The 24,863-nt window shown below is 63.7% G+C and carries 24 protein-coding genes and 1 pseudogene; 16 read left to right on the top strand and 9 right to left on the bottom strand.

All coding sequences use genetic code 11. The annotated features are described in order from the left end of the window. Positions 1-13 precede the first annotated feature (13 nt). On the top strand, positions 14-1,534 hold the full coding sequence (trpE, locus tag ACFOOQ_RS21510; RefSeq protein WP_379729745.1) for an anthranilate synthase component I: 1,521 nt from the start codon (positions 14-16) through the stop codon (positions 1,532-1,534). A 16-nt stretch (positions 1,535-1,550) separates the two neighbouring features. Then, positions 1,551-2,276, top strand: a complete 726-nt coding sequence (locus ACFOOQ_RS21505; RefSeq protein WP_379729744.1) for a DNA-3-methyladenine glycosylase I — start codon at positions 1,551-1,553, stop codon at positions 2,274-2,276. A gap of 1 nt (position 2,277) precedes the next feature. On the opposite strand, the gene ACFOOQ_RS21500 is transcribed toward ACFOOQ_RS21505, so the two are convergent. Further along, the gene (locus tag ACFOOQ_RS21500) at positions 2,278-2,793 is read right to left on the bottom strand and encodes a winged helix-turn-helix transcriptional regulator (RefSeq protein ID WP_379729743.1); all 516 of its coding nucleotides are present in this window, start codon (positions 2,791-2,793) and stop codon (positions 2,278-2,280) included. 71 nt (positions 2,794-2,864) lie between these two features. On the opposite strand from ACFOOQ_RS21500, the gene ACFOOQ_RS21495 reads away from it, so the two are divergent. From ACFOOQ_RS21495 to ACFOOQ_RS21485, 3 genes are all read left to right on the top strand, one after another. After that, entirely contained in the window at positions 2,865-3,614 is a 750-nt protein-coding gene (locus ACFOOQ_RS21495; RefSeq protein WP_379729742.1) for an SDR family NAD(P)-dependent oxidoreductase, read from the top strand. Positions 3,615-3,618: 4 nt separating this feature from the next. Next, complete coding sequence (locus ACFOOQ_RS21490; protein ID WP_379729741.1) at positions 3,619-4,233, top strand: 2-hydroxychromene-2-carboxylate isomerase; 615 nt, start codon at positions 3,619-3,621, stop codon at positions 4,231-4,233. A gap of 77 nt (positions 4,234-4,310) precedes the next feature. Continuing rightward, complete coding sequence (locus ACFOOQ_RS21485; RefSeq protein WP_379729740.1) at positions 4,311-5,216, top strand: class I SAM-dependent DNA methyltransferase; 906 nt, start codon at positions 4,311-4,313, stop codon at positions 5,214-5,216. Positions 5,217-5,222: 6 nt separating this feature from the next. Here ACFOOQ_RS21485 and ACFOOQ_RS21480 read toward each other — a convergent pair whose 3' ends face one another. Further along, positions 5,223-6,455: a divergent polysaccharide deacetylase family protein gene (locus ACFOOQ_RS21480; protein ID WP_379729738.1), complete on the bottom strand. Its 1,233-nt coding sequence runs from the start codon at positions 6,453-6,455 to the stop codon at positions 5,223-5,225. A 194-nt stretch (positions 6,456-6,649) separates the two neighbouring features. On the opposite strand from ACFOOQ_RS21480, the gene ACFOOQ_RS21475 reads away from it, so the two are divergent. After that, positions 6,650-7,891: a tyrosine-type recombinase/integrase gene (locus ACFOOQ_RS21475; protein WP_120216215.1), complete on the top strand. Its 1,242-nt coding sequence runs from the start codon at positions 6,650-6,652 to the stop codon at positions 7,889-7,891. Positions 7,892-7,928: 37 nt separating this feature from the next. Beyond that, on the top strand, positions 7,929-8,366 hold the full coding sequence (locus tag ACFOOQ_RS21470; protein WP_120216216.1) for a thermonuclease family protein: 438 nt from the start codon (positions 7,929-7,931) through the stop codon (positions 8,364-8,366). Positions 8,367-8,384: 18 nt separating this feature from the next. Here the strand turns inward: ACFOOQ_RS21470 and ACFOOQ_RS21465 are convergent, their stop codons facing one another. Genes ACFOOQ_RS21465 through ACFOOQ_RS21445 form a run of 5 tightly spaced genes read right to left on the bottom strand, consistent with a single transcriptional unit; the run spans position 8,385 to position 14,254 of the window. After that, positions 8,385-9,275 carry a 3'-5' exonuclease gene (locus ACFOOQ_RS21465; RefSeq protein ID WP_379729737.1) on the bottom strand — a complete coding sequence of 297 codons (891 nt, stop codon included), beginning with the start codon at positions 9,273-9,275 and terminating at the stop codon, positions 8,385-8,387. After that, a complete protein-coding gene (locus tag ACFOOQ_RS21460; protein ID WP_379729736.1) occupies positions 9,265-11,310 on the bottom strand; it encodes an ATP-binding protein in 2,046 nt (681 codons plus the stop codon). The genes ACFOOQ_RS21465 and ACFOOQ_RS21460 overlap by 11 nt, the downstream gene beginning before the upstream one ends. Beyond that, complete coding sequence (locus ACFOOQ_RS21455; protein ID WP_120216219.1) at positions 11,307-12,629, bottom strand: SIR2 family protein; 1,323 nt, start codon at positions 12,627-12,629, stop codon at positions 11,307-11,309. Before ACFOOQ_RS21455 ends, ACFOOQ_RS21460 begins: the two co-directional genes overlap by 4 nt. A 22-nt stretch (positions 12,630-12,651) precedes the next feature. Further along, positions 12,652-13,668, bottom strand: a complete 1,017-nt coding sequence (locus ACFOOQ_RS21450) for a nucleotidyl transferase AbiEii/AbiGii toxin family protein (RefSeq protein WP_379729735.1) — start codon at positions 13,666-13,668, stop codon at positions 12,652-12,654. Further along, the gene (locus tag ACFOOQ_RS21445; protein WP_113480769.1) at positions 13,661-14,254 is read right to left on the bottom strand and encodes a DUF6088 family protein; all 594 of its coding nucleotides are present in this window, start codon (positions 14,252-14,254) and stop codon (positions 13,661-13,663) included. Before ACFOOQ_RS21445 ends, ACFOOQ_RS21450 begins: the two co-directional genes overlap by 8 nt. Positions 14,255-14,487: 233 nt before the next feature. Between ACFOOQ_RS21445 and ACFOOQ_RS21440 the strand changes: the two genes are divergently transcribed. Further along, positions 14,488-15,201 carry an ArdC family protein gene (locus ACFOOQ_RS21440; protein ID WP_449265832.1) on the top strand — a complete coding sequence of 238 codons (714 nt, stop codon included), beginning with the start codon at positions 14,488-14,490 and terminating at the stop codon, positions 15,199-15,201. Between the two features lie 187 nt (positions 15,202-15,388). Here the strand turns inward: ACFOOQ_RS21440 and chrA are convergent, their stop codons facing one another. Together chrA and ACFOOQ_RS21430 are read right to left on the bottom strand one after the other, a co-directional pair. Further along, entirely contained in the window at positions 15,389-16,759 is a 1,371-nt protein-coding gene (gene chrA / locus ACFOOQ_RS21435) for a chromate efflux transporter (RefSeq protein ID WP_379729734.1), read from the bottom strand. Beyond that, complete coding sequence (locus ACFOOQ_RS21430; RefSeq protein ID WP_036744223.1) at positions 16,756-17,577, bottom strand: chromate resistance protein ChrB domain-containing protein; 822 nt, start codon at positions 17,575-17,577, stop codon at positions 16,756-16,758. The genes chrA and ACFOOQ_RS21430 overlap by 4 nt, the downstream gene beginning before the upstream one ends. Positions 17,578-17,829: 252 nt before the next feature. Here ACFOOQ_RS21430 and ACFOOQ_RS21425 point away from each other — a divergent pair, with 252 nt between their 5' ends. The 8 genes and pseudogenes from ACFOOQ_RS21425 to ACFOOQ_RS21390 all read left to right on the top strand — a co-directional run bounded on the left by ACFOOQ_RS21425 (position 17,830) and on the right by ACFOOQ_RS21390 (position 24,779). Beyond that, complete coding sequence (locus ACFOOQ_RS21425; protein ID WP_036744225.1) at positions 17,830-19,047, top strand: tyrosine-type recombinase/integrase; 1,218 nt, start codon at positions 17,830-17,832, stop codon at positions 19,045-19,047. Continuing rightward, positions 19,044-19,985, top strand: a complete 942-nt coding sequence (locus tag ACFOOQ_RS21420; protein ID WP_036744226.1) for a tyrosine-type recombinase/integrase — start codon at positions 19,044-19,046, stop codon at positions 19,983-19,985. Before ACFOOQ_RS21425 ends, ACFOOQ_RS21420 begins: the two co-directional genes overlap by 4 nt. Beyond that, positions 19,982-20,974, top strand: a complete 993-nt coding sequence (locus ACFOOQ_RS21415; protein ID WP_036744228.1) for a tyrosine-type recombinase/integrase — start codon at positions 19,982-19,984, stop codon at positions 20,972-20,974. The genes ACFOOQ_RS21420 and ACFOOQ_RS21415 overlap by 4 nt, the downstream gene beginning before the upstream one ends. 119 nt (positions 20,975-21,093) lie before the next feature. Further along, positions 21,094-21,399 (top strand): annotated as a pseudogene (locus ACFOOQ_RS21410) (zincin-like metallopeptidase domain-containing protein); the annotation flags it as partial. A 159-nt stretch (positions 21,400-21,558) separates the two neighbouring features. Continuing rightward, positions 21,559-23,685 carry a ParB/RepB/Spo0J family partition protein gene (locus ACFOOQ_RS21405; RefSeq protein WP_120216222.1) on the top strand — a complete coding sequence of 709 codons (2,127 nt, stop codon included), beginning with the start codon at positions 21,559-21,561 and terminating at the stop codon, positions 23,683-23,685. A 121-nt stretch (positions 23,686-23,806) separates the two neighbouring features. After that, entirely contained in the window at positions 23,807-24,223 is a 417-nt protein-coding gene (locus ACFOOQ_RS21400) for a hypothetical protein (protein ID WP_120216223.1), read from the top strand. Then, a complete protein-coding gene (locus ACFOOQ_RS21395; RefSeq protein ID WP_313519532.1) occupies positions 24,220-24,486 on the top strand; it encodes a DUF6117 family protein in 267 nt (88 codons plus the stop codon). The genes ACFOOQ_RS21400 and ACFOOQ_RS21395 overlap by 4 nt, the downstream gene beginning before the upstream one ends. Next, the gene (locus ACFOOQ_RS21390) at positions 24,483-24,779 is read left to right on the top strand and encodes a hypothetical protein (RefSeq protein WP_120216225.1); all 297 of its coding nucleotides are present in this window, start codon (positions 24,483-24,485) and stop codon (positions 24,777-24,779) included. Before ACFOOQ_RS21395 ends, ACFOOQ_RS21390 begins: the two co-directional genes overlap by 4 nt. The last annotated feature ends 84 nt before the right edge of the window (positions 24,780-24,863 follow it).

Genomic DNA, 24,863 nt, shown 5'->3' with positions numbered 1-24,863 from the left:
CCATGACCGCCCGATGAAAATCACGCCCGATTATGCCAGCTTCGCCCAGCGCTACATGGCGGGCGAGGCGCAGGTGCTGTCGACCCAGCTGGTTGCCGATCTCGAGACTCCGGTCTCGGCTTTCCTCAAGCTGGCCGACAGCCGGCCGTGGTCCTGCCTGCTGGAATCGGTCGAGGGCGGCGCGGTGCGCGGCCGCTATTCGATCATTGGCCTGAAGCCCGACCTGCTGTGGCGCTGCCACGGCAGCAAGGCCGAGATCAACCGCAGCGCCCGCTTCGACCAGGACAGTTTCGAGCCCTGCCCCGAGCCGACGCTCGATAGCTTGCGCAAGCTGCTCGACGAGAACCATATCGACCTGCCCGCCAACCTGCCGCCGATGGCGGCGGGCCTCGTCGGCTTTATGGGCTACGATATGGTACGGTTGATCGAGCCGCGGGTGCCGGACACCAATCCGGACACGCTCGGCCTGCCCGACGGCCTGTTTATGCGGCCGACGGTGATGGCGATCTTCGATTCCGTGCTCGACATGATCACGCTGGTCACGCCGGTGCGGCCGAAGGCCGGCATGGATGCCCGCGCAGCCTATGCCATGGCCAGCGAGCGGCTGGCCGACGTGGTTTCCGACCTCGACCGGCCGCTCGGTGCGGTGCGCGAACAGATCGCCGATCTCGACGCCCTGCCCGAACCGGAATCGAACATGTCGCCGGCCGACTACATGGCGATGGTGCGCAAGGCGAAGGAGTACATCACGGCGGGCGACATCTTCCAGGTCGTGGTCGGCCAGCGCTTCAGCCTGCCCTTCCGCCTGCCGCCGTTTGCGCTCTACCGCGCGCTGCGCCGTACCAACCCCTCGCCCTTCCTGTTTTTCCTCAACATGGGCGGCCCCTGCATCGTCGGTTCCAGCCCGGAGATTCTGGTCCGCCTGCGCGACGACACGGTGACCGTGCGGCCGATCGCCGGCACCCGCAAGCGCGGTGCCACCCCGGCCGAGGACGAGGCGCTGGCGCAGGACCTGCTCAGCGATCCCAAGGAACTGGCCGAACACCTGATGCTGCTCGATCTCGGCCGCAACGACGTCGGCCGCGTGGCGCAGATCGGCACCGTCAAGGTGACCGAGCGCAACATCATCGAGCGCTACAGCCACGTCATGCACATTGTTTCCAACGTCGAGGGCAAGATCCGCCCCGAGCTGGATGCGCTGGATGCGCTCTGCGCCGGCTTCCCGGCCGGCACGGTGTCCGGTGCGCCGAAGGTTCGGGCCATGGAGATCATCGACGAGCTGGAACCGGTGAGGCGCAGCTTCTATGCCGGTGCGGTCGGCTACTTCTCGGCCAACGGCACCATGGATACCTGCATCACGCTGCGCACCGCGCTGGTGCAGGACGGCATGATGTATGTGCAGGCCGGCGCCGGCATCGTCGCCGACAGCGATCCGGAATCCGAACATATCGAATGCGTCAACAAGGCGAAGGCGCTGATCCGCGCCGCCGAGGAAGCCGAGCGCCACGCCAGCCGGGCCGGCCGCGGACAGTAATCGGGAGGGCATGCGAATGCCGACATCCTTCAAGACCATTCGCGCCCGCGCCGAGAAACGCAAGGGCGGTGCGGCTGCCCTGAAGAAGCTGCTGCCGCCGCCTCTCGACAATAAAAAGCTGGCAAAGCTGAAGGACGACCGCGTGCTGGCCGATATGGCCAAACGGGTTTTCTCGGCCGGCTTCGTCTGGAGCGTGATCGAGAACAAGTGGGACGGCTTCGAGGCCGCCTTCCTCGGCTTCGAGCCGCGCAAGCTGCTGCACAAGCCGGACGAGTTCTGGGAAAAACTGGCTGCCGACAAGCGCATCGTGCGCAACCCGCAGAAGATCCGCTCGGTGCGCGACAATGCCCAGTTCGTCATGGATATCGCCGCCGAACACGGCAGCTTCGGCAAATTCCTCAGCCAGTGGCCGACCGATGACCAGATCGGGCTGCTGGAGCTGCTGGCGAAACGCGGCAGCCGGCTCGGCGGCAATACCGGACAATACCTGATCCGCTTCCTCGGCCGCGACAGCTGGATTGCGTCCCGCGACGTGATTTTCTGCCTGCGCGATGCCGGCGTGGAGATCGCCGAGAACCCGACCTCGAAGCGCGACCGCCAGAAGATCCAGCAGCAGTTCAATGCCTGGGCGAAAGAGAGTGGCCTGCCCTTCGTCCACATCTCGCGCATCTGCGCCATGTCGATCGGCGAGAATTACGACGCCGCGACCCTGCAGCGCGTCATGGGCGGCGACGAGGACTAGCTCAGGCCGACCGCCGCGCCGGTTTCCGCGCCGGCTTTTCCAGTCCCGGCCCCGGATGCGGCTGCACATCCTGCGGCCTTAACTCTTCCCCGCATTCCGAACAGGTCAGCACCGAACGGAAATCGTGCCCGCAGGCGAGATGCCGGTGCAGCATCGGCGGCCCCCGGCCGTCGTCGTAATAGCGGTCGCCCCAGTGCACCAGGCTGAGGATCACCGGATAGAGATCGCGGCCCTTGTCGGTCAGGCGGTAGTCGTGGCGCAACGGCCGCTGCTGATAGGGCACGCGCGCCAGCACGCCCTCGCCCACCAGCTTGTCGAGCCGTTCGGTGAGCACGCGCCGGGCGATACCGAGGCTGGCCTGGAAATCCTCGAAGCGGCGGATGCGCAGAAAGCAGTCGCGCAGGATCAGCAGGGTCCAGCGGTCGCCGAGCACCGCCAGCGACCGCGCCATCGAACAGGGCTGCTCGGAAAGATCGTCCCAGCGCATCACGTCTCCTTGATGACCCGACGTTGCCATTGACTTAGTCTCTTTTCAAGACCTATAAGTCTTAAAATAAGATTTATAGATAACGCAGAGGGAGAATCGCAATGCCGGCATCCGCGAAGAAAGGCACCGTCGCCGTGGTTGGCGCCGGCGATTATATCGGCGCCGCCATCGCCCGGCGCTTCGCCGCCGGTGGCCATACCGTCTTTGCCGGCCGCCGCAACGGCGACAAGCTGGCACCGCTGAAGGCCGAGATCGAGGCGGCCGGCGGACGCTGCGAAACCGCCACGCTGGATGCCCGCAAGGAGGACGATGTTACCGCCTTCCTGCAGGCCGCCGATGCGGCAGGCCCGCTCGACGCCTGCATCTTCAATGTCGGCGGCAACGTCAACTTCCCGCTGCTCGAGACTACCGAACGGGTGTTCCGCAAGGTCTGGGAACTGAGCTGCTATGCCGGCTTTCTCACCGGCCGCGAGGCCGCCCGCCTGATGCTGCCGCGCGGACGCGGCACCATCATCTTCACCGGTGCCACCGCCTCGGTGCGCGGCGGCAGCGGCTATGCCGCCTTCGCCTCGGCCAAGGCCGGCCTGCGCGCGGTTGCCCAGTCGATGGCGCGCGAACTGGGACCGCAGAACATTCATGTCGCCCATCTGGTGATCGATGCCGGCGTCGACACGGCTTTTGTGCGCGAGCGCATTGCCACCCGCGGCGGCGCGGCGGCGCTCGATGCCCTGCAGCCCGACCAGCTGATGAACCCGGCCTCCATTGGTGAAACCTACTGGTACCTGCATCACCAGCCGCGCGATGCCTGGACCTTCGAGCTCGACCTGCGGCCCTATGGCGAGAAATGGTGACGCCATGACCACCGTGGAATTCCATTTCGACTTCGGCAGCCCGAACGCCTATTTCAGCCACCGGGTGATTCCTGCCATCGAACAGCGCACCGGCGCGCAGTTCGACTATGTGCCGGTGCTGCTCGGCGGCATCTTCAAGCTGACCAACAACCGCTCGCCGGCCGAGGCCTATCGCGACATCCGCAACAAGCTCGACTACATGGAGATCGAGAGCCAGCGCTTCATCCGGCGGCACGGCATCACCGGCTACCGCTTCAATCCGCATTTCCCGGTCAACACGCTGATGCTGATGCGCGGTGCCGTGGCGGCACAGATGGATGGCATCCTGATGCCCTATGTGGAGGCCATGATGCACCACATGTGGGAAGAGCCGAAGAAGATGGATGACCCGGCGGTGTTGGGCGCCGCGCTGGCGCAATCCGGCCTCGACGCGCAGCGGCTGTTCGAGCAGGCGCAGACGCCCGAAGTGAAACAGCGCCTGATGGATAATACCGCCCGCTCGGTCGAACGCGGCAGCTTCGGGGCACCCACCTTTTTCGTTGGCGCTGCGATCTTTTTCGGCAAGGACCGGCTGGACGAGGTCGAAGCCTGCATCCGCAATCCGGCCGGGTATGGTTAGCGGATGGTATACCGGGGGAAAAGAATCTGAAATATATGGGGTAGGCACGGCCCGGCACGCTTCCTAGCCTGCCGGGCATGCAACACGACACCACCCTTGATGCCCTCGGCTGGGAACAGCGCGGCATGCTGGCCCAGCAGGCCGGCCGCCACGACGAGGCCATGTCGTGCTTCGAACGCGCGCTGGACCAGTCCGAGCGCGCGGTGTCGTGGCTGGGCATGGCGCTCAGCCAGATCGACCTGAAACGGCCCGACGAAGCCGCCTCCAGCCTGCGCCGCGCCGCCACGCTGGCGCCGAAATCCGGCGTGATCTCGCACCTGCTGGCCATGCTGACCGGGCAGAACCCGGGCCGCGCGCCGGATGGCTATGTGACCTGGGTGTTCAACGGCTATGCCGCCGGCTTCGACAGCCATCTCGCATCGCTGGGCTACCGCGGCCCGGAGATGCTGGCCGGCCTGGCCGGCCGCTTCTGCCTGCCCGACCGCCGGCGCGACATCCTCGATCTCGGCTGCGGCACCGGCCTCAGCGGCCTGCCCTTCCGCCCCTATGCCCGCCGCCTGGACGGCATCGACCTCGCGCCGGCGATGATCGAACAGTCGCAGCGCCGCGGCATCTACGACAGCCTGCACCAGGGCGAAATCCATGCCGTGCTGGCCGCCCTGCCCGATGCCAGCTTCGATCTGGTGCTGGCGGCCGACACGCTGATCTATATTGGTGACATCGACGCGCTGACCGGCGCGGTCGCCCGCATCCTGAAGCCGGGCGGCAGCTTCCTGTTCACGGTCGAGACCGGCGCGCCCGGCAGCGGCTTCCGCCTGACCCGCACCGGCCGCTACAGCCATGCGGAAGATTACATTCACGCGATTGCCGGGGACCGCCTGACGGTGAAGGACCATGCCGACGGCATGATCCGCGTCGAAGCGGGGAAATTTACCGAAGGCCGCGCCTGGCGACTGGTCCGTCCGCAGCAGCCGGACGCCTGAGAGCGCTCAGCGCTCCATCTGCTGGCGGCGCAGCAGCACGGTGCTGATCGGCACCAGGCTGAAGCCGCGGTCCTTCGCCGTGGCGATCCACTTCTCCAGCGCCGCGAGCGTCGTCGGATGCGGATGGCCGATGGCAATCACGTCGCCGCGTGCCTTCGCGACCCGCTCCATCGCCGCCAGTTCGTAGGAAATCCCCGGCGAGCGGCTGTCATCGAGGAACAGGTCGCGCTCGACCGCATCGAGGCCGGCGCGACGCGCCTCCTCGGTGCCCACCGAACCCGGCCCGGACAGGCTGTCGAGCCAGAACACCTGCCGCTTGCGCAGCGCAGCCATCACCTCGGCCATGCGGTCCTTGTCGCGGGTGAAGCGGCTGCCCATGTGGTTGTTCACGCCGACATAGCCGTCGAAACGGGCGAGATCCCAGTCGAGCCGGCGCTGGATCTCGGCGCTGTCGAGCTTCATCAGCAGCGCATTCGGCCCCGGATCGTTGCGCGGCAGGTCGAGCGGCTCCATCGGCATATGCAGCATCAGCTCATGGCCGGCGGCGCGCGCCGCCTGGCTCTGTGCGGCCAGCTCGTTGGCATAGGTCATGAACGACAGGGTGATCGGCCCCGGCAGGGCGATGGCGCGCGCAGTATCCTTGCGATCGAGGCCGGCATCATCGATCAGGATGGCCACGAAGGGCGGTTTGGCGCCGGCCGGCGGTGGCACCGCGCGGGCCCGCCAGGCCTGCGGCGAGCCATGGTTCATCGCCGTGTTCTGTTCGCTATAGGCCGGCGGCGGCGCAACAGCCGCAACCTGCTGCGGCAGCGCGGCAGCAACGGGGGGCGCCACGGCTTTTTGCGGCGCAGGCTGTGGCTGGATCGGGAGTGGGGCTTCGTTCGATACGGCAGCGGCCTGAACGGGCGGTGGCGGCGGGGCCAGCGCCGGGCGGCGGGCCGCCTCCTCGCGCTGCCGCCACAGGGTGGCGCCCTCGATATGCGGTGCCGGCTGCTGCGTGCTGTCGCCGCCCGGCGCGGTCACTGGAGACGACGGCACCATCGGTGCCGGCAGTGGTGTGACGGCGGCAACCACGGTGGCCGGCTGCGCCTTCGGACCGGTGCTGCCCACCGCCATGCCCATGGCGATACCGCCGGCCATCAGCACGCCAGCCGCGGTCATCAGCGGCCAGTTGGCGGCCAGGAAGCCGCGCCTGGACTCTGTTGTGGCCGCCGCGGCGGCCGGCTGGGGCGCAACCATCCCACTCGGCCTTTTCGATCACGTTCAATCACGCCACATCACCTTGAAACACAACGTCTTTTAGGCTTGTCGTAGAGTCGGCCATTGTGGCATATTGGGGTCGGTTTTAAGGGGATCAAGGTCCCTTTTGACCCCAGTCGCCGACCCCACGAACCCGTCGAGCGACCCCAGTTGGAAGCCGACGGAGAACACCAGTGCCAAGCCTTACAGATGGAGAAATTCGCCGAGCCCTGAAGCAGGTGGAAACGACCGGCAAGCAGCTCAGCCTTGTCGATGGCGAAGGTCACGGAACGGGCCGACTGGTCCTGGTGATGAAGCCCATGCCTACCCGCGTGACCGCAGACTGGATGGCGCAGCAATGGCGCGACGAGAAGCGCCTCAAGAAGAAGCTCGGCTCGTATCCCTCGATGCCCCTCAGCAAGGCTCGCGAGATATTCAACCGCGACTTCGCGGAGCTGATCCAAAAAGGCCGTAGCATCAAGATCGCCGGCGACACCCGGCCGGGAACCGTAGCCGACCTCTTCGAGGCGTATGTCGCCTATCTCAAGGAGGGTGGGAAACCGTCTTGGAAGGAGGCGGAAAAGGGCCTCAACAAGATCGCCGATACGCTCGGGCGCAACCGTCCGGCCCGCGACGTCGAACCGGATGAGATCACAGCGATCATTCGCCCGATCTATGAGCGCGGCAAGCGTTCAATGGCCGATCATGTACGCAGCTACATTCGATCCGCCTTTAGCTGGGGCCTGAAATCCGAGCACGACTATCGCTCCACCGCCACGCGTCGCTTCCGGCTGACCTACAACCCCGCCGCCGGTATACCGACCGAACCCAAGACCATCGGAACACGCTGGTTGAGCGAAGAGGAGTTCGTTCGGCTCTATCGCTGGCTGGAATGCCCCGACACCCCGGTTCATCCCTCCTATCCCCGCGCCGTCCAGATCATCATGCTGACCGGCCAACGGGTTGAGGAAATCGCTCGTCTGCATGTCGATCAATGGGACGCCAGGGAACGGATCATCGACTGGACCAAAACTAAAAACCTCCAGCCGCACGCTGTTCCGGTGCCCTCGTTGGCTGCCGAACTGATCGAGTCGATTATCCCGAACGAACATGGCTGGTTCTTCCCCTCCGCCAAAGACCCGTCCAAGCCCGTCAGCCACGGCACGCTCTACAGCTTCGTCTGGCGCCAGCGAGATCGCGGCGTGATCCCCCATGCGACCAACCGTGACCTCCGTCGCACCTTCAAGACCCTGGCCGGCAAGGCGGGCATTCCGAAAGAGATCCGCGACCGCCTCCAGAACCACGCCTTGCAGGACGTCAGCTCCAAGCACTACGACCGCTGGAACTACATGGTGGAAAAGCGCGCAGGCATGGCGAAATGGGACAAGTTCGTCCGCGCCATGCTCGCCAAGAAGCGCCTGAAAGCGGCGGCATGAGCCTCCGGCGCACCATAAGGCGGAGGTGAGAACGATTATGCGCATCGTATTCGGGCTAGCGGTGCTGGCGGCGCTAACCACGGCGACAGCGGCCAAGGCCGATCCCTGCAAAGCCATTCCCGACCACGGCCCGATGCCGTCCTATCTCCACCGCGGCGCGCACTTCTCCGGTCCTGTGATCTATGTCGGTGACGGCGACTCCTTGTGCGTGGCCGTGGGTCAAGGGCCAGCCAACTGGGTAGAGATCCGACTGGAGGATTTCTACGCGCCCGAACTCCACTCACCCACCGGCCCTGCCGCCAAGGCCGCGCTGGAAAGACTTGCCATGGGCCGGAACACGGAGTGCATCGCCAACCATAGGTCCTACGACCGTGTGGTGGCCACCTGCCGGATCGGCAGACGCTCCATCGGGGATTTATTGAAGGCGGCCGGAAACACCGAGGGCGGCAACGGATACGATCAAAGCAAGCGTTAGCCCGCCTTTTGGCAGCGCTTAAATGCGATCTGAAAACCGATCATAGGCATCGATCCGCCGGATCGGTGGATCTGCCTCATACCGATAGATCTCCGTTCTCAAGAACCGCAGCTCGGCCTCGCGTTGAGCTTCGGGAACGTCGATGTACCAAGAGCGCGGCTCCGGGCCGGGATCGCCGTTCCAGCGGTATCCCCGCGCCTTGAGAACATCCTTGAGGTCGAAGGGCGAGTTCTCCGCCCAGATGCGCCAGGCGACAGTACGAGCGCCATCCAGAAGGCGACTAAGGCCCGTAACGCCAGATCGGGGCAGCCGCATCGCCAACAGCTCGATCGTCGCAAGACAGTCGTGCGTCGCGCGGTGGCGATCATAGAAGAAGCCGGCCGCCTGAGCGAGATAGGCGAGCTTCGCCCCCTCGAATCCTTCCGCCGCCCAGTCAACCTGGCTGAACGAGCAGGCCCAGGGCTTCGTCGAGAACACGTCGCTGAAGCGTTCGAGGAAGCGGCGATCGAACGCCGCGTTGTGCGCGATGATGAGCGAGGCCGGGGCCGCGAATTTGGCAACCTCGGCAGGATCGATGACCTGGCCGGCCACCATTTCATTCGTGATGCCGGTGATCGCGGTGATTTCCGGCGCGATCGGCTCGCTCGGCTGACGCAGCCCTTGGAAGCTGTCGCCCACGCTGAAAACGGTGCCATCCAGGCCGTAGTTGAATGGCGTCATGGCGAGTTCGATGATCTCGTCGCGCTGAGGATCGAGTCCCGTGGTCTCCACATCGACCACCAGGCCAAGGCGCAGCTGCATGCCGGGAGGCGGAATGGTGCGAGGGCGCGGCTTAAGACGCCGAATGACCCGGTAATCTCCCGTAGCCTCCAGTGTTTGCGCCAGGGTCTCCAGATTGTCAGAAGTCATCGTCCGCCGCTTCGTTTACCGCCATCGGCTCCACTTCATCCGCCGCAGCAGCGGCCTCGGCCCGGCGGAGCGCGAGGCGAATGTCAGCGGCTCGACCTTCCTCGTGGAACCACAAATCGACCACGGCGGTATCGTCGCTGCGCGGCCGCGGTGATGCCTCCCGCACTTTGAATGTCGTCGGGAGATTGACCGAGGTTCCGAACACCAGCGCGTGCTGCCGAGGCAATGATGGCAACCGTTTCAGGACCGATTCTGAAATGAACGGTGTCATCTGACGAATTTGGGAGAGATCGTCGGGATTCTGGATACGGTGAACCAGAAAGTTGGAGCACTGGCTGAGAACCGTCTTTGACAGCTCGCTCGGGCGCTGGGAGGCCAAGATCACGAACATGCCGTACTTGCGCCCTTCCTTTGCGATGCGCTCGAATATCTTTGTGGCGTCGATGGAAAAGCGGGATGGCGTAGAGGCGACATACCTGTGGGCCTCTTCGAGCAGCAGGTGTATCGGGAAGCGGTTTCTTGGTTCCGCATGGCGAAGGAACCGAAAAAGCATGCGTGCGATGACCGCACTGACCAGTTCAACGATTTCGTCTTCGACAGAATTCAGGTCAATAATAATGACCTGATTGCGTTTGGTGAACGCTTCACCAGCAGCCCTTTCCAGACCGACAATGTTGGTCAAGAACTCCAGATCGCTTACAGCCGCGCCAACGTCGGGGCCTTCGTGACGCAGAAAGGCATATTCCGTCCGCTCCTGGAGAGATCTGAGCCGAGTGACCATGGACGAGCAGTAGTCTCGGATTTGGCGGTTGCCGTGAGCCTCCTCATAGAGAATCGCGAAGTCGATACACTCGTGCAGCTCATCAAAAGAAAATGGCGTCCGACTGTAGGCTGGTAAGGGTGCATCCTCCCGGAGCTTCTTCCTCACTTCGTCCAGAAATGCCGATTGGTTGTTCCCCGAAAAATTTCCGTACTGAAAATTCGGATTAAAGCGGTTCAGCAGCGCCATATTCAGATCGTTCGTCGGATATTTCTGAAGAAGAGAAACGACGCGCTGAAATTTCGACACTGGGGAGTCACCATCTGCACCTCGAAAGCACTCGATGATGCAAGTGGCGACAAAGTGCTCGCGCAACGCCAGGGCGTCTGGCGTGTTGGCGTGGAGGAGACTTGTCAGACCCAACGCCGTCCGAAGGACAGGCAGTTGCGTTCGCTCGCTGGCCTGCAAAAGCAGTTCCCATTCTGCCATTTCCAGGAACCAGTGCGGCATCCGAAAGCCGGCTGTCGTCCCATCAAGGATTACGCGATGGACGCCGATGCCGCCGTCTTTTGCCAAAGGCGCAAGCGCTTCGTGATACTCGCCGTTCACGTCGAAGACGATAAACGTCGCGCCGCGGGCGTGATGTTCGTCCGGCTTGTCGAAAAGAGACTGCAAGACCGACGCAACCGTGCATGACTTCCCGCTGCCGGTGTTACCCAGGACGGCAACGTGGCCACCGAAGAACTCGTTCAGACGGACTTTGACGTCATAGTCCTCGAACACCACCGACTTGCCGATGGGCAGAACCCGATAGCGCGTGGCCCCCTCGGGTTGGCAGGCGCCGCCATCCGGGCCGACTGACGGCTCAACGGCAGCCTCTGTCTCGAAGATGCGGTCGAGCTCGCCGTCCAACGCATAGAGGGCGTCCGCATAGAGGGACGGGAAAACGGACACGCCGAAACGGAACGCGCCGCCACGCATCGGCAGCATGCCGACAGGCACCACATCCAGATATTTGGAAGAACCGGCCCGGTCGAAATCACCCCGCTCGGACGGCGTGCTTGCATCGCGTTCACGCAGGCCAACAACCTCGACCACGACATATTCCGACTGCGCCGGGATCATCAAAAATGACCCCAGCCGCGCCACATAATGCACGTCATCGAAGCCGACGACCGTGAAATTGTCGGTGCCGGCGTGCATCTCGACGACGAAGCGGTCGGCCGCGACCGAGACCACCTTGCCGATCGCGCGCTTGCGATCGTCGTGGCTCATGCCCCGTCATCCTTCTTCTCGTCATCCCTGTTCGGCGCCAGATCGGATAACACCTTGCGAACGGCCTCATCGATCCTGTCGCTGGGGCGCTGTGGCATGAAGTGCTCGACGATCATGTCGAAGTAGTGCGCCCTGCTTCCCTCAGCAGGGCCGTCACCTCCAATGATCCAAATGCGCGGATCGCGCAGCGCTCGCAGCTTGGCGATCTCTCCGGCGGTATCCGGCGACGCGAAGACCACCAGACGGAAAGTCGGAATCGTTAGCGCCTGGTAGATGATGTTATTCAGGTGCTCATCGCCGAATGCGTAGCCGGCTGTGATGAGAACGCTCTGCTCTCGCACGATCCGGGACTGAAATTCCCGGAACAGGTCGGCATAGGGCGAGCCAAGCGAAGAGTTCTGCTTCGCCGGCGTCGGATAGATCAGCATCTGGTTCGTGGACTCTGGCGGCCAGACTTCCTTGATCGGGAACAGCCCATGATCGTCCTCGGTCCAAGTGACCGAACCATGCAATTTGCAGAGATAGACGAAGGCATCGACAGCGGTCCATTTGCGGCTGGCAACGTCGAGCTGCTCGGCCAGGGCATAGCGGAAGATCGCCGGGTTGAAGCGGCGTTCAACCACGCCGGAAAAGCCGTTGGCATATGGAATGCCCAAGCGATCCATCGCCAATTCGTTGAAATGATCGTAGTTGGTCGTGAACACCCACGGCCGGGGCAAGGACCGATCTCTCAGGACTAGCTTCTTGTAAAACCGCTCATAGAGATCGCGCACCGTGGTGTCGCCCTCCGTGGCGAAGGCCCCTTGGGTGACACGGATCCACAGGAAATCCTGAACCTTCTTGATGATACCATCGAGAATATCGCGATAGGGGTGAAGATCAGGATTCTTGCTCTGACGCAGCACGAACCGCTGCGCAAATAACACCTCCATCAAGCGTTCCAGGTTACGGCTGTAATCCTTCGCTAGGTCGATCCCGAGCGCATCAAGATAGTCAAGCTCCACCTTGGTCAGCCGCCATGGTGCCGGTGCAGCGCCGGCTACCGGCGGATCAGCGTAGAATCCTGCCGCGCGCGCCTCGAGGGTTTCCCCGCAAAACTCCTTGGCCAAGGGCTCCATGGTTGCAATGCCGAGTTCCTTTTTGTCCCTCATCAGAGAGGAACATCCGGCGCCGAGCAAAAACGCGATATTCTTGGCGTTCATGGTCTCGGAAATCGCCTGGCGGGCGCTCTCGATCCCCTTGCTCCAGTCAAGTTCCGATGGATCGGCATCGCCGTTCCGTAGAAACTGGAATTTTCGCTCCTCTGCGACTTGGCTCATATCCCCCCGATCCCCCAACTTCCTATTTGGCTGCGTTGTTCGCGCGCGCGGCTATATCTGCGCATCGCGCCATGAGCGCCTCGAACGGCTCGGCGTCGTCGAAGAGCAGCCCATCCTCGACCATGCGGGCATAGTCGTCCTTTAGCGCCTTCGTGCCATCGCCGACCGGCACGAGCTGTAAGCCGCCGCTGACGGCCGCTGCATAGTCGATCGGCGTGCGGTCGGCGGCTTTCTCTGCGAAGAACATCGACTTGTGCCGGGAGACGGCGTTGGCCAGTTCGCGATCAGCGAAAGCTCCTTCCGCGAAGCCGGCTTCATCCAGCCGGACAACATCGTGCCAGTGGCGCGCAAAGCGGTCGCCGCGCAGCCGCTCCTGGAGGCAGAAGACATGGATAGCGGTCGCCTTCTCCCAGAAGGTCCGCTCCGCGTGCATGACACGCGGCCGCGCCGTCGGGAGTACCAGTCCGTCGATCAGGCCGGCGGCGTCACAGGAGACATCGCGCAGGCTCGCCGGTTCGCCCGTCGAGCGGGCGCCGAACTCCAGCATGACGCTGGGCGCGACATAGCCGGACCCGGCTGCGGTTGCCTCATAGTCGATGAAGAGCTTGTCATCCTCGACGCGGATGGCCCCCGCCAGACCTTCGGCGGCCAGTGCGTTCGCGATCACGGGCCGCACGGTTTCCGCGACCCATGCCGGCAACCGCCGACGGACCTCGCTCGACCAGCGTTTTTCCTCGCTTCGGGTTTTCGGCAACCCCTCGCCATTGTCCCCGACCAGATCGGGCGCAATCGCCCGAATGTCATAGGTCAGATCCACGTCCTCCGAAAACCTGCGGATGACGTGATAGGCCTTCGACAGCGACGTGCCGCCCTTGAACACCAGGTGCTCGCCGAGCGGCGCGGCGTATAGGGTCGCAAGCGCCCACACTACCCACACATCCTTTTCGAGAAGATGGGTGGGACGGCCCGAGCGGTCGGCCGCGACACCCAGCGCGTCGCGCCGGTCCTCGGCCGAAAGCTGGAGAAAGACGTCAGCCATATGCCGCCTTTCCGACGCTCTGGGCGAGCCATGTCGGAAGCTGCGGCGCGGCGGCGACCAGTTCTCCGAACACGCCGGGCGGCATCTTGCGCTTCAACGTCTTGAGCGCCGTTTCTGCTTTCTCTGGGCCGAGCCACGCCAGCGCTCGCACGACCTCCCCTGCCGGCCGGTTAGCCAGCGCCAATTGCCAGCGCGGCGCGTGCCGCAATTCCACGACCTGCTTGCCAAGGTGCATCTTTCGGCTGCGCCCGGAGGTCAGATAGACCGAACGGACAGGCACCTGCGTCGTCAAGCCAAGGGCGTTCGCTGCGGCGGCGCCGTTCGAGACGATGATCTCTCCCTTTTGGGTTGCAAGGGCCTCGACGGCCTGCTCGACCGAAGGCGTGCGGGTGCCGAACCGGCTGGCGATGGGGCGCAGATAGACGCCGCGACCGGCGCGGATGAGCTGCCCGCGCTCCGTCAGGCGCGACAACGCCTGATCCACCGCGGCTCGATTTCCAAGGTGGAGTAATCCTTTGGCGGACACAGGTGCGCCTTCGGGCAAGCCCGTCGCATGCGACAGAATCTGTTCGGTCAGCCGTGTCATCGTCTTTCTCCTGTTGGAAACATATGCGAGTTTCTGACAGTTTTCAAGGAAACCCATGAGAACAGGCCTGATAAGGGGGAAAGCCTTCCCCTGCGGCCGAGCCAGGGTCTCTGCCGACCCCTTCTGCGGGGAGATCCCCGCAACGCCCCATTAGAGTGAGAGTGCGGACGGGTTTCCCGTGACGGGTTGAGGGCTGGAGAAGAGGTTTCCGGCGCCCGTCGCGGAGAACCGCGATGTTCAGGAAAAGTCACAACGCACGCGCCGGCTCCTGCCGGGCGAGCCTCTACGACGACATCACCGGCAAGATCATCGTCGAGCTGCAAGCTGGCCGTGCGCCCTGGGTCCAGCCATGGGGTTCGGCCGCGGCCAAGGCGCCGCTCGCTATGCCGCGGAACGCCGCAACCGGGCGGCACTATTCAGGCATCAACGTGCTGATCCTGTGGGGCGCCGTGATACAGCACGGTTTTCCCGGCCAGAGCTGGCTCACCTTCCGCCAGGCGCTGTCGCTGGGCGGCAATGTCCGCAAGGGCGAGCATGGCACGACCGTCGTCTATGCGGATCGCTTCACGCCGGAAGACGAGAAGCGCCGCGCCCGCGAGACCGGCGAGGACGCCGCCGCGATTCCGTTCCTCAAGCGCTTCACCGTCTTCAATGCCGCGCAATGCGACGGCCTGCCGGAGGACATCACGGCCGTCGCTCCACCCCCTCCGCCCGGCCTCATCGAACCGCGCGTCGAGACCCTGATCCAGGCAACCGGCATCGACTTCCGCATCGGCGGCGACCGCGCCTTCTATGTGCCGGCACACGACTATGTGCAGGTGCCGCCGCAGCAGGCCTATTTCGAGCCGATCAACTGGCACCGCACGGCCCTGCACGAACTGGGGCATTATGCCGGAAGTGGGATTATGCCGACTTCGCAAGCGCTCTGCTGTAATTGCAGGCCATAGTCCTCTTTGCGCTCGGCATAAACCGACGCCCAAACGAAACTCAAGGGAGCTGAGGAATTCGGTTAGGGGTTAGCGTGCCCACGATCCGATTGTCCGGGTGGGGCTTTGACGAAATGCGGCGTTGTCCCCTTATCAATCTCGTCATGGGCCCTTTGGCTCTCACTTGGATCGCGAGAGCGGATCACCGTTATGCAATGTTGGCCACCCCAAGAACCAGACCAGCCGCTGCGCACCCGGCGAGAACCGTCACTGGGCCGAGCTTGAAGCGGAAAACCGCGACAAGCGCGGCAAGGACCAACGCCGCAGCAGACAGGTTCATTGTGGACCAGACGGGCACATCGAGATCGAGGCCGAAAGACGTGATCGTCTGCACCTCATCGAAAACAACATGCAGACCGAACCAGACCGCAAGATTCATGATCACCCCCACGACGGCGGCCGTGATCGCCGTCAGGGCTGCTGTCAGCACTTTGTTGTCGCGCAAGCGCTCGATGAACGGGGCACCTAGGAATATCCAGAGGAAGCAGGGTGTGAACGTAACCCATGTCGTCAGCAGCCCGCCCAGCGTTCCCGCCATCAACGGCGACAGTCCGCCCGCATCGCGGAAGGCTCCCATGAAGCCCACGAACTGCGTCACCATGATTAGGGGCCCGGGCGTAGTCTCGGCCATGCCGAGCCCGTCCAGCATCTCGCCGGGGGCGAGCCAGCCGTAGTTCTGAACTGCCTCCTGCGCGACATAGGCAAGGACCGCATAAGCGCCACCGAAGGTCACCACGGCCATGACGCTGAAAAAGCCTGCGATCTGGGCAAAAACGTTGGCCGGACCGAAGACGGCGAACAGCAGGGCGACCGGGACCAACCAGAGCACGAGGAACGCTGCCGAGACGCGAAACGCCCACCCTCGGTTGACCTGCGTGTGAGCCGGCGATTCTTCGCCGAGGAGGGTGTCGGCGTCATCGACCTGGACCTTGCCCACCTTGCCGTGTCCGCCGCCACCATGAAATGCAGGCAGACCCGCACGGGCGCCGAAGAACCCGATCAAGCCAGCAATCAGGATGATGAGCGGGAAAGGGATGGCGAAGCCAAAGATCGCTACGAAGGCGGCGGCGGCGATGGTGACCATCGCCCCGTTCTTCAGTGCACGCGAGCCGATCCGGATGACCGCCTGCACCACGATGGCCAGCACCGCGGCCTTGAGCCCGAAGAACAAAGCTTCGACTGGCCCGACATTGCCGTAAAGCGCATAGACCCAGCTGAGTGCCATGATCGCCACGACGCCCGGCAGCACGAAGAGGATGCCCGCGATGATGCCGCCGAGGGTGCGATGCATCAGCCAGCCGATATAGACGGCGAGTTGCATGGCTTCCGGCCCCGGCAGCAGCATGCAGTAGTTGAGCGCATGAAGGAACCGCTTCTCACCCAGCCAGCGCTGTTCTTCGACGAGGATGCGATGCATGAGCGCGATCTGTCCTGCGGGGCCGCCAAAGCTCAGCAGGCCAATGCGGGCCCAGATGCGGGTGGCCGCACCAAGGGTTGGATATGCGCGGTCCTGCATCATTCTGCCTTCGGCTTGTTAGTGGGCCAGTTATGGGTCTCGTCGGTCGCGTCCCGTGCCCATCGATAAAAGGCGTCATAGAGGAGCATCCCGGCCTCTAGTTGTTCCAGATCGTCGGAATACATCCGCGACAGGCCGAGCGAAGCGGCAAGCAGACCGGCGGCTTCGGGTGCGAGGTCCATCCGAGCGGTATCGGCTCCGCGAACGATGGCGGCCAGGCGGTCGAGGGCGGGAATGCCTAGGCCGAACTCGGCCAGCATCACATCGAAGGTGCAGAGCTCGCCCCGATGGCTCCAGAACACGCCCTCGATGTCGAAGGGCGCGGCATTGTAGCGCTCGGCGACGCCCACCACTTCGGCGGGGGCAACGAACAGGATGATCGCACGGGGATCGAGAAAGCGCCGGATCAACCAAGGACAGGCGATGCGGTCGATTTTGGGGCGGGAGCGGGTGACCCAAATGGTACGGCCCTGCGCATCGCGCGCCGGCAACTTGCCTGGATCGATCAACGGGAGTCCGGCCGCTCGCCAAGCATCGAACCCGCCCTCGAGATATTCCGAGGAGCAGCCTTCGGCGCGAAGCCAGGCAGCCGTGCCCTGGCTGCGCCGGTGGCCGGCCTGACAGACGGCAATGGACGGCTGCCCACCGAGTTGTGACGCGAGCGCGGCGAGCGCCTGGTCATCGATCCGGGCGGCGCCAGGGAGCAACCGTGGATCGGTCGCGAAATCCTCCTCGGACCGCACGTCGAGCAAGAGCGGCGCTCGAGGGGTTCCGATGATGCGGGTGAGTTTATCGAACGAAATGGCATTGGGCGCAGGCATGTGCGTTCCTCCGTGGCCGGGGTTGAACAGGAACGCGATCTTCGGCTGGCGCCTCGTGGGGAGCTCGCAATCCCCATAATTTTAGATACGAAAGTCCGGGCAGCCACGTCAAGAACTCTATATGCGGGTCAGCGTTGAAGAGGTGACGTCGAAATATTGTCTTGGCCGCACGTGCCCTCAGATGAAGATCGACTGGTCACAAAGCGGGGATTTGGCGCGAAGTTCATTGCTCCACCAACATGGAGCACAGAAATGGAAAAATCCGATCATACATGCCTTGATCAGTATCTCGCATCATTCGAAGAAAGCCTTGCGTCCAGAAACTACAAACCGGATACGCTGAAAAATTATCGTTATTTGCTTCGACGCTTCGGTCGCTTGCTCGATGACGAGGCCATTGCACCGTCGGCGTTGACGCCAGATCTTGCTGTTGAATTGGGATGTCGATTGCCAGCGACACCGCAGAGCCAGATCAAGGTTCCCAATCTTGCCAGGCTGTTCGTCGCGCATCTGATTGAAATCGGCGTGGCGACACGACCGCCGCTGACACCTGCGCAGGCCGAGCGCGCAGAGCTGCTGAGCAACTTCGAAACCTATCTTCTGCGGCAACGCGGTCTCAGCCCGCGTACGATCTATCACGTGCTCCGGTTCGCGGATCGCTTTCTCGACCATCGCTTCGGCGACAATGTGCTCGACCTGCCGGCGCTGAACGTGCGGGATGTCGTGGCGTTCATGGAGCACCTTCTCTCACGCAAGCGCCCGTTCCGCGACAAGACGCCGGCCACGCATCTGCGCAGCTTCTTCCAGTATCTGTTCGCCCAGGGCCTCACGACGACCAACCTCTCGCTCTGCGTCCCCAGAGTCCACAAACCTTGGGGCGCGAGGCTCCCTCGTTATCTGTCGCCTGATGAGGTGGAGGCCGTCGTCGCGTCGGTGCGCACCAATCCGCGGCGTGGTGCCCGCGACTACGCCATGCTGTTGCTGATGGCTCGTCTCGGCCTGCGTGCGCCGGAGATTATCGCGATCCAGTTGGATGACATCGACTGGCGCGCCGGCGAACTGATGGTTCGTGGAAAAGGGCAGCAACATGACCGGTTGCCAATCCCGCCGGACGTCGGCGAAGCCATCATTCGGTATTTACAGGAGGAGCGAACTTCAGCGACCACGCGCATGTTGTTCGTGACGCATCGAGCGCCCAACCGTCCGTTCAAGGACAGCCAGGTCATCAACACGATATTGAAGGAGGCGTTCGCGGCGACGGGCGTGAAGCCCCCGACACCCTATGTGGGATCGCATGTTCTGCGCCACAGCCTGGCGACGAACATGGTTCGCGCCGGTGCGTCATTGGAAGAGATCGGCGATCTGCTGCGGCATCGATCGCGGGCGACGACGATGATCTACGCCAAGCTCGATACGGACGGGCTGCGCTCCATTGCCCAGCCTTGGCCTGTTGCGGAGGTGGCACGATGAGCTTCCTTGCCGAAATGGACTGCTATCTGACCGTCAGACGACAGCTCGGCACTGCAATGACCACGGATGGACGGATATTACGCCGCTTCGTCACCTTCGCCGACAGCGACGGCGCGCTGCACGTCAGCGCCAACCTGATCATGCGCTGGCTCGAAAGCCTTCCCTCTGCAAGTCCCGGAACACGGGCAACACGCTTCAGGGTGGCCCGCCAGTTCGCCGAGTGGCTGCATGGACAGGATCCCAGGCACGAGGCCCCGCCCCGGGGATTGGTGCCCGGTCGCGTTCAACGTGTGCATCCATATATTTATAGTGACGCCGAAATCGTTGCGATCATCGAGCATGCGCGATCGCTGCCATCGACCTACGGGATGCGCGGCCTGACGTGCTCGACGCTGTTCGGTCTGATCGCCGTGACGGGGCTCCGCATCAGCGAAGCTCTCGGTCTCGATCCTGCCGATCTCGATGTCGAATCCGGTGTGCTTCATGTCCGGCAGGGCAAGCTCGGCAAGGAGCGGTTGCTGCCGCTGGACCCGAGCGTCGTGGAACGGCTGGAAAGCTATAGTCGCGAGCGGGACCGGCTGCTCGGGCGCAGGCCGGAAGCGTTCTTCGTGACCTGTGAGGGGCGTCGTCTTGGCGACTGCGGTGCGCGCTACAACTTCGCACATGTATGCCAGAAGATCGGGCTGCGAGAGCGGCAGCTTTATCTTCGGCACGGCCGTGGCCCGCGCATCCATGATCTTCGTCACACCTTCGCGGTGCAGACCATGCTGAGTTGGTATCGGTCGGGCAAAGACGTCGGTCGCGAGATGATCAAGCTTACGACATGGCTCGGTCATGCAAACACCGCCCACACATACTGGTATCTGGAAGCGGTCCCGGAACTGCTGGAACTGGCCTCCGCTCGAATAACAGGCGCGGCGGCGGAGGAAGGTCGATGAAGGCGACCAACTTCCCCACGCTGATCCAGCGCTTCTTCACTGACCGGCTCTGCACGCAAATGGAAGCGAGCCGCCACACCGTCGCTGGCTACCGGGACACATTCCGGCTGCTGGTCCGATATGCAAGTTCACGATGTGGAAAGCCGCCCACAAAGCTCACGATCGAAGATCTCGATGCCGATCTCGTCGCCGACTTCCTGACCCATATGGAAACGGCGCGCGGCAACACGGCCCGCACCCGCAATACGCGTCTTGCAGCCATCCGGTCATTCTTCCGATACGTCGCATTGACCGACCCGGGTTGGTTGCTTCATTGCCAGCGCATTCTCTCCATGCCGAACAAGCGATATGTGAAGCGCAGCGTCACATTCCTCGACGCTGATGAGATAGCGGCGCTGCTGGCCGCGCCGGATCGAACGACCTGGGTCGGGCGGCGAGATCACGTCCTGCTGGTGCTTGCACTCCAGACCGGGCTAAGGGCGTCCGAACTGGTCAACCTGCGCTGCAAAGACGTGGTTCTCGGCACCGGCGCTCACATCCGCTGCATCGGCAAGGGGCGAAAAGAACGAAGCACACCCCTTCGTCGCGATACGGCGAAACTGATCCAGGTCTGGGTAGGCGAACGCCGCGACAGCGACGGGCCATTGTTCCCGTCAATCCGAGGCGAGCAACTCAGCCGGGATGCTTTGGAGCATCTGGTGCGGAAGCATTGCCTGACGGCATCACGAGCTTGCCCGAGCCTCGCCGGCAAGCGAGTCACGCCACACACGCTGCGCCACAGCACTGCGATGGAACTGCTGCACCATGGCGTCGACCAGTCTGTAATCGCCCTCTGGCTCGGGCATGAATCCGTGGAGACCACTCAAATCTATATCCACGCCGACATGCGGCTGAAGGAAAAAGCGCTCGCTCAGGTCGCCAACCCGGAAACGCATCCGGGGCGGTATCGTCCTAACGACGAGTTGCTCGCCTTCCTGGAATCGCTCTGAATATGCCGAACCGCTGCATGGCCGAACCTCGGCAAACCAGCCACCGCACTCGGCCATGCGGCATAATCCCACTTCCGGCATAATGACCGTTATGCCGATATCGGCATAAGACCCACGCCACCGGCCACATGTCCCGGCTCGGCCGCGACCTGACCGGCGGTTTCGGCACGAGGAAATACGCCTTCGAAGAGTTGGTGGCCGAGATCAACGCAGCCTTCTGCTGTGCCTCCCTCGGCATCACGCCCACCGTCCGCCACGCCGACTATATCGGCTCCTGGCTGGAGGTGCTGCGCGAGGACAATCGCGCCATCGTTCGCGCCGCCTCCCAGGCGAGCAAGGCGGCCGATTGGCTGCTCGGCCTCCTGCCGGAGGCCGAGCTCGGCTCCGACGTCGGTTCGGCCGACGACGAACGGCAGGCGGCATGATCGACCTGAAAACCGGAAAGGCGGGGAATCGGGCTTACGGCTTCACGTCTTTCCGCTTCCGTGGCGCTGCCCTCCTTAGAGTGAGAGGGCGGCGCTTCGCTTCGTGACGGGTTGGAGGTCGAGAGAGAGGCTCTCGGCGCCCGTCGCGGAGTAAAGTCCATGGCAACTGCCGTTCAGAAGATCACCCTGTCGTCGGCGCGCGACATCCCCTTCAACAAGCTGGTGCTGAGCCAGTCCAACGTCCGCCGCGTCAAGGCCGGCGTCTCGATCGAGCAAATGGCCGAGTCCATCACCCGGCACGGCCTCATCCAGAGCCTGCATGTCCGCCCGGTCCTCGATGGCGATGGCAATGAGACCGGTATGTTCGAGGTGCCAGCTGGCGGCCGCCGCTATCGCGCGCTCGAATTGCTGGTGAAGCAGAAGCGCCTGGTCAAGAACGCTCCGGTCCCTTGCGTCATCGGCGACGCCAACAGCGACATCCTGATCGACGAAGTGTCGCTGGTCGAGAACATGGAACGCGCGCCGCTTCACCCACTCGACCAGTACCGCGCCTTTCAGGCCATGCGCGACAAGGGCATGACCGAGGAGGCCATCGCCGCCGCCTTCTTCGTCAGCGTCACCGTGGTGAAGCAGCGCTTGCGCCTCACCTCCGTCTCACCGACCCTGCTCGAGATCTATGCCGAAGACGGCATGACGCTCGAACAGCTCATGGCCTTCACCGTCAGCCCTGACCATGCCCGTCAGGAGCAGGTTTGGGACGCGATCAAGGATAGCTGGCAGAAGGAGCCCTACCACATCCGGCGGATGCTGACCGAGACCGCGGTTCGCGCCTCGGACAAACGGGCCGTCTTCGTCGGTGTCGACGCCTACGAGGCCGCCGGCGGCATCATGCTGCGTGATCTGTTCCAGTCCGACGATGGCGGCTGGCTGCAAGACCCGGTCCTGCTCGACCGCATGGTGGCCGAGAAGCTGAAGACAGCCGCCGACCAGGTCGCCGAGGAAGGCTGGAAGTGGATCGAGGTCGCGGTGAGCTTCCCCTATGGCCACGACCATGGTCTGCGTGAACTCTCCGGCAACACGGTCGATCTGACCGACGAGGAACGCGCGACCCGCGAGGCGTTACGCGAGGAATATGACCGGATCGAAGCGGAATATTCCGAAGCCGACGAACTGCCCGACGAGATCGATCAGCGCCTCGGTGAAATCGAACAGGCCCTGGAAGCCTTCGAGAACCGCCCGGTCAGCTACGATCCAGCCGTCATCGCGATCGCCGGCGCCTTCGTCAGCCTCGACGCCGACGGCTCACTGTCGATCGACCGCGGCTATGTCCGTGCCGAGGACGAGAGCCAGGCCGAGCCCGATGCCGAGGCGTCCGGCGGCGACCAGCCCGATACGCCGACCGTCCAGCGTGCAGTCATCACCATCGGCGGCAAGCCTGCCGAGCCCGAGGACGATGAGGAAGACGGCATCAAGCCGTTGCCTGAACGGCTCGTCATCGAGCTGACGGCCCATCGCACCCTGGCGCTGCGCAACGCGCTGGCGGAAAATCCGCACGTCGCGATGACCCTGTTGCTGCACAAGCTTCTCAGCGACACCTTCATCCACACCAACCCGACCGGCTGCCTCGAGGCCAATGTCCGCCACATCTTCTTCTCGGCCCAGTCCGAGGAATTGAAGGACAGCCCATCGGCGCAGGCGGTCAACGATCGCCACGAACGCTGGGGGGATCACGTCCCCGCTGACGATCGGGCGCTCTGGGAATGGCTGACCCATCTCGATGACGGCACGCGCATGGAGCTGCTGGCGCTTTGCGTCAGCTACGGCGTCAACGCGCTGTTCGAGCGTCCGAACCCCTATTCAGGCTCGGGCGTCAGCCAGCACGGTCTCGACGTGCGTCTGGCACAGGCAGATCGGCTCGCGCGGGCGACCGGGATGGACATGGTGGCCGCAGGCTGGAAGCCCACGGTCGGCAACTATCTCGGCCGCGTGACCAAACTCCGCATTCTCGAAGCCGTCCGTGAGGGCGCCGGCGAGCGGGCCGCCCAACTCATCGACCACATGAAGAAAGGCGACATGGCCAAGGAAGCCGAGCGCCTTCTGGCGGAAACCAACTGGCTACCCGAACCACTGCGCTTGGCGTCCCTCGATGGCGATCAGCTTGAGCCCGACGATCAGGCAGATACCGGCGAAGACACCGCCCTGCCGGACTTCCTCACCGAGGACGGCGAGGACGAAGACACCGCTGACGACGAGGATGAGTTCCAGCACGCCGTCGCCGCCGAATAGCGCGGGGCGGCTCCGTTCGCCCCGCGCATCCCACCCCAATCTTTCATCCGCCCGGTCCCGAGGTCGACAGCCTGAACGGCTGTGCCGAACGGGCCGGGCATTTTCGTTTCAGGAGCCTGTCATGGCCGACTATTTCACCCACTTCTCGTGCCTGCTCGATGTCGGCACGTCCGAGAACGCCGCCCGCGCGCTCGACCTCTACAACCGCCTGTCCGACGTTGGCGCCTCGGAGGAACCGCCCTCCGAGGGCTTCCTCCTCTCGATCCAGCCCGAACATGGCGGAACCCAGCTCTGGATGCGCGACGACATCACCGGTGATCCCGAGCGTCTGATCCAGTTCGTGAAGCACTGCGCCACGGAATTCGGTCTGACCGGCCGCTGGGGTTTCCAATATGCCAACACCTGCTCGAAGCCCCGGCTCGACGGCTTCGGCGGCGGCGCGCATGTCCTCGATCTCGCCTCAGGCGAGACCGTGGACTGGATCTACACCGATGGCTGGCTCGCCGAGACCATCGCCGACGCGGGAGACCGGATATGAGCATCCCCTCCTTCGCCCGAACCAATTTTCAGACCCTGCTGCGCGCCGCGGGCGACGGCAACCTCGCACTCATGGAATGCCTCGACGCCGTGACCGGCACTGCGCGTTACGTCATCTGTGCGGTGGGGCGGGATGATGGTGATTTCGTCTTCACACCCTTCGGCCATCTCGCCGACGGCAATCCTTATGACGTCTATCTGCCGCCCGATCCCGAAGACCCGAACGGCTTCGTACATCCCGATGCGCCGGGAGAGATGCCATGATGGACATCGACGCCATCTTCGCAGCCGATCACGAGCAGCCACCTTCCGAACGGTCGCTCCCCTGGCCAGAGACCAGAGACGGCATCACCGTCATCATAGAGCCCAAGCCCCATTGGGCCAGCGGCATGCGGGCATTCCGGGCCGAGACCCGTGAATATTGCTCCTATGCCGATTGGACCGCGAACGGTGCGCGCGCCAGGTTCTTCGGACACGTCGACACGAGCGGCGATGACCTGATCCGCAAAGCGCGCATGCTCGTCACCAGCGAGATCGTGGACGGATACTGGACCTGACACCTCAAAGCGCCCCGCCACTCGGCCGGGGCGCTTTTTTCGTGCCGGCAGCGAAGAGCATTTCGAGAGTGAGAGGGCTGCCGG

Source organism: Ferrovibrio xuzhouensis (assembly GCF_042648965.1).
Taxonomy (GTDB): domain Bacteria; phylum Pseudomonadota; class Alphaproteobacteria; order Ferrovibrionales; family Ferrovibrionaceae; genus Ferrovibrio; species Ferrovibrio xuzhouensis.
This window is presented reverse-complemented; position numbering and strand designations above follow the sequence as displayed.

What these genes read in the sequence shown, in the direction of transcription:
- ACFOOQ_RS21495 (WP_379729742.1), top strand. Translation starts at nt 2,865, where the DNA reads ATGCCGGCATCCGCGAAGAAAGGCACCGTCGCCGTGGTTGGCGCCGGC.
- ACFOOQ_RS21415 (WP_036744228.1), top strand. Translation starts at nt 19,982, where the DNA reads ATGAAGGCGACCAACTTCCCCACGCTGATCCAGCGCTTCTTCACTGAC.
- chrA (WP_379729734.1), bottom strand. Translation starts at nt 16,759, where the DNA reads ATGATGCAGGACCGCGCATATCCAACCCTTGGTGCGGCCACCCGCATC.
- ACFOOQ_RS21425 (WP_036744225.1), top strand. Translation starts at nt 17,830, where the DNA reads ATGGAAAAATCCGATCATACATGCCTTGATCAGTATCTCGCATCATTC.
- ACFOOQ_RS21405 (WP_120216222.1), top strand. Translation starts at nt 21,559, where the DNA reads ATGGCAACTGCCGTTCAGAAGATCACCCTGTCGTCGGCGCGCGACATC.
- ACFOOQ_RS21470 (WP_120216216.1), top strand. Translation starts at nt 7,929, where the DNA reads ATGCGCATCGTATTCGGGCTAGCGGTGCTGGCGGCGCTAACCACGGCG.
- ACFOOQ_RS21390 (WP_120216225.1), top strand. Translation starts at nt 24,483, where the DNA reads ATGATGGACATCGACGCCATCTTCGCAGCCGATCACGAGCAGCCACCT.
- ACFOOQ_RS21465 (WP_379729737.1), bottom strand. Translation starts at nt 9,275, where the DNA reads ATGACTTCTGACAATCTGGAGACCCTGGCGCAAACACTGGAGGCTACG.
- ACFOOQ_RS21430 (WP_036744223.1), bottom strand. Translation starts at nt 17,577, where the DNA reads ATGCCTGCGCCCAATGCCATTTCGTTCGATAAACTCACCCGCATCATC.
- ACFOOQ_RS21445 (WP_113480769.1), bottom strand. Translation starts at nt 14,254, where the DNA reads ATGACACGGCTGACCGAACAGATTCTGTCGCATGCGACGGGCTTGCCC.
- ACFOOQ_RS21490 (WP_379729741.1), top strand. Translation starts at nt 3,619, where the DNA reads ATGACCACCGTGGAATTCCATTTCGACTTCGGCAGCCCGAACGCCTAT.
- trpE (WP_379729745.1), top strand. Translation starts at nt 14, where the DNA reads ATGAAAATCACGCCCGATTATGCCAGCTTCGCCCAGCGCTACATGGCG.
- ACFOOQ_RS21420 (WP_036744226.1), top strand. Translation starts at nt 19,044, where the DNA reads ATGAGCTTCCTTGCCGAAATGGACTGCTATCTGACCGTCAGACGACAG.
- ACFOOQ_RS21455 (WP_120216219.1), bottom strand. Translation starts at nt 12,629, where the DNA reads ATGAGCCAAGTCGCAGAGGAGCGAAAATTCCAGTTTCTACGGAACGGC.
- ACFOOQ_RS21500 (WP_379729743.1), bottom strand. Translation starts at nt 2,793, where the DNA reads ATGGCAACGTCGGGTCATCAAGGAGACGTGATGCGCTGGGACGATCTT.
- ACFOOQ_RS21485 (WP_379729740.1), top strand. Translation starts at nt 4,311, where the DNA reads ATGCAACACGACACCACCCTTGATGCCCTCGGCTGGGAACAGCGCGGC.
- ACFOOQ_RS21505 (WP_379729744.1), top strand. Translation starts at nt 1,551, where the DNA reads ATGCCGACATCCTTCAAGACCATTCGCGCCCGCGCCGAGAAACGCAAG.
- ACFOOQ_RS21395 (WP_313519532.1), top strand. Translation starts at nt 24,220, where the DNA reads ATGAGCATCCCCTCCTTCGCCCGAACCAATTTTCAGACCCTGCTGCGC.
- ACFOOQ_RS21440 (WP_449265832.1), top strand. Translation starts at nt 14,488, where the DNA reads ATGTTCAGGAAAAGTCACAACGCACGCGCCGGCTCCTGCCGGGCGAGC.
- ACFOOQ_RS21480 (WP_379729738.1), bottom strand. Translation starts at nt 6,455, where the DNA reads ATGGTTGCGCCCCAGCCGGCCGCCGCGGCGGCCACAACAGAGTCCAGG.
- ACFOOQ_RS21460 (WP_379729736.1), bottom strand. Translation starts at nt 11,310, where the DNA reads ATGAGCCACGACGATCGCAAGCGCGCGATCGGCAAGGTGGTCTCGGTC.
- ACFOOQ_RS21400 (WP_120216223.1), top strand. Translation starts at nt 23,807, where the DNA reads ATGGCCGACTATTTCACCCACTTCTCGTGCCTGCTCGATGTCGGCACG.
- ACFOOQ_RS21450 (WP_379729735.1), bottom strand. Translation starts at nt 13,668, where the DNA reads ATGGCTGACGTCTTTCTCCAGCTTTCGGCCGAGGACCGGCGCGACGCG.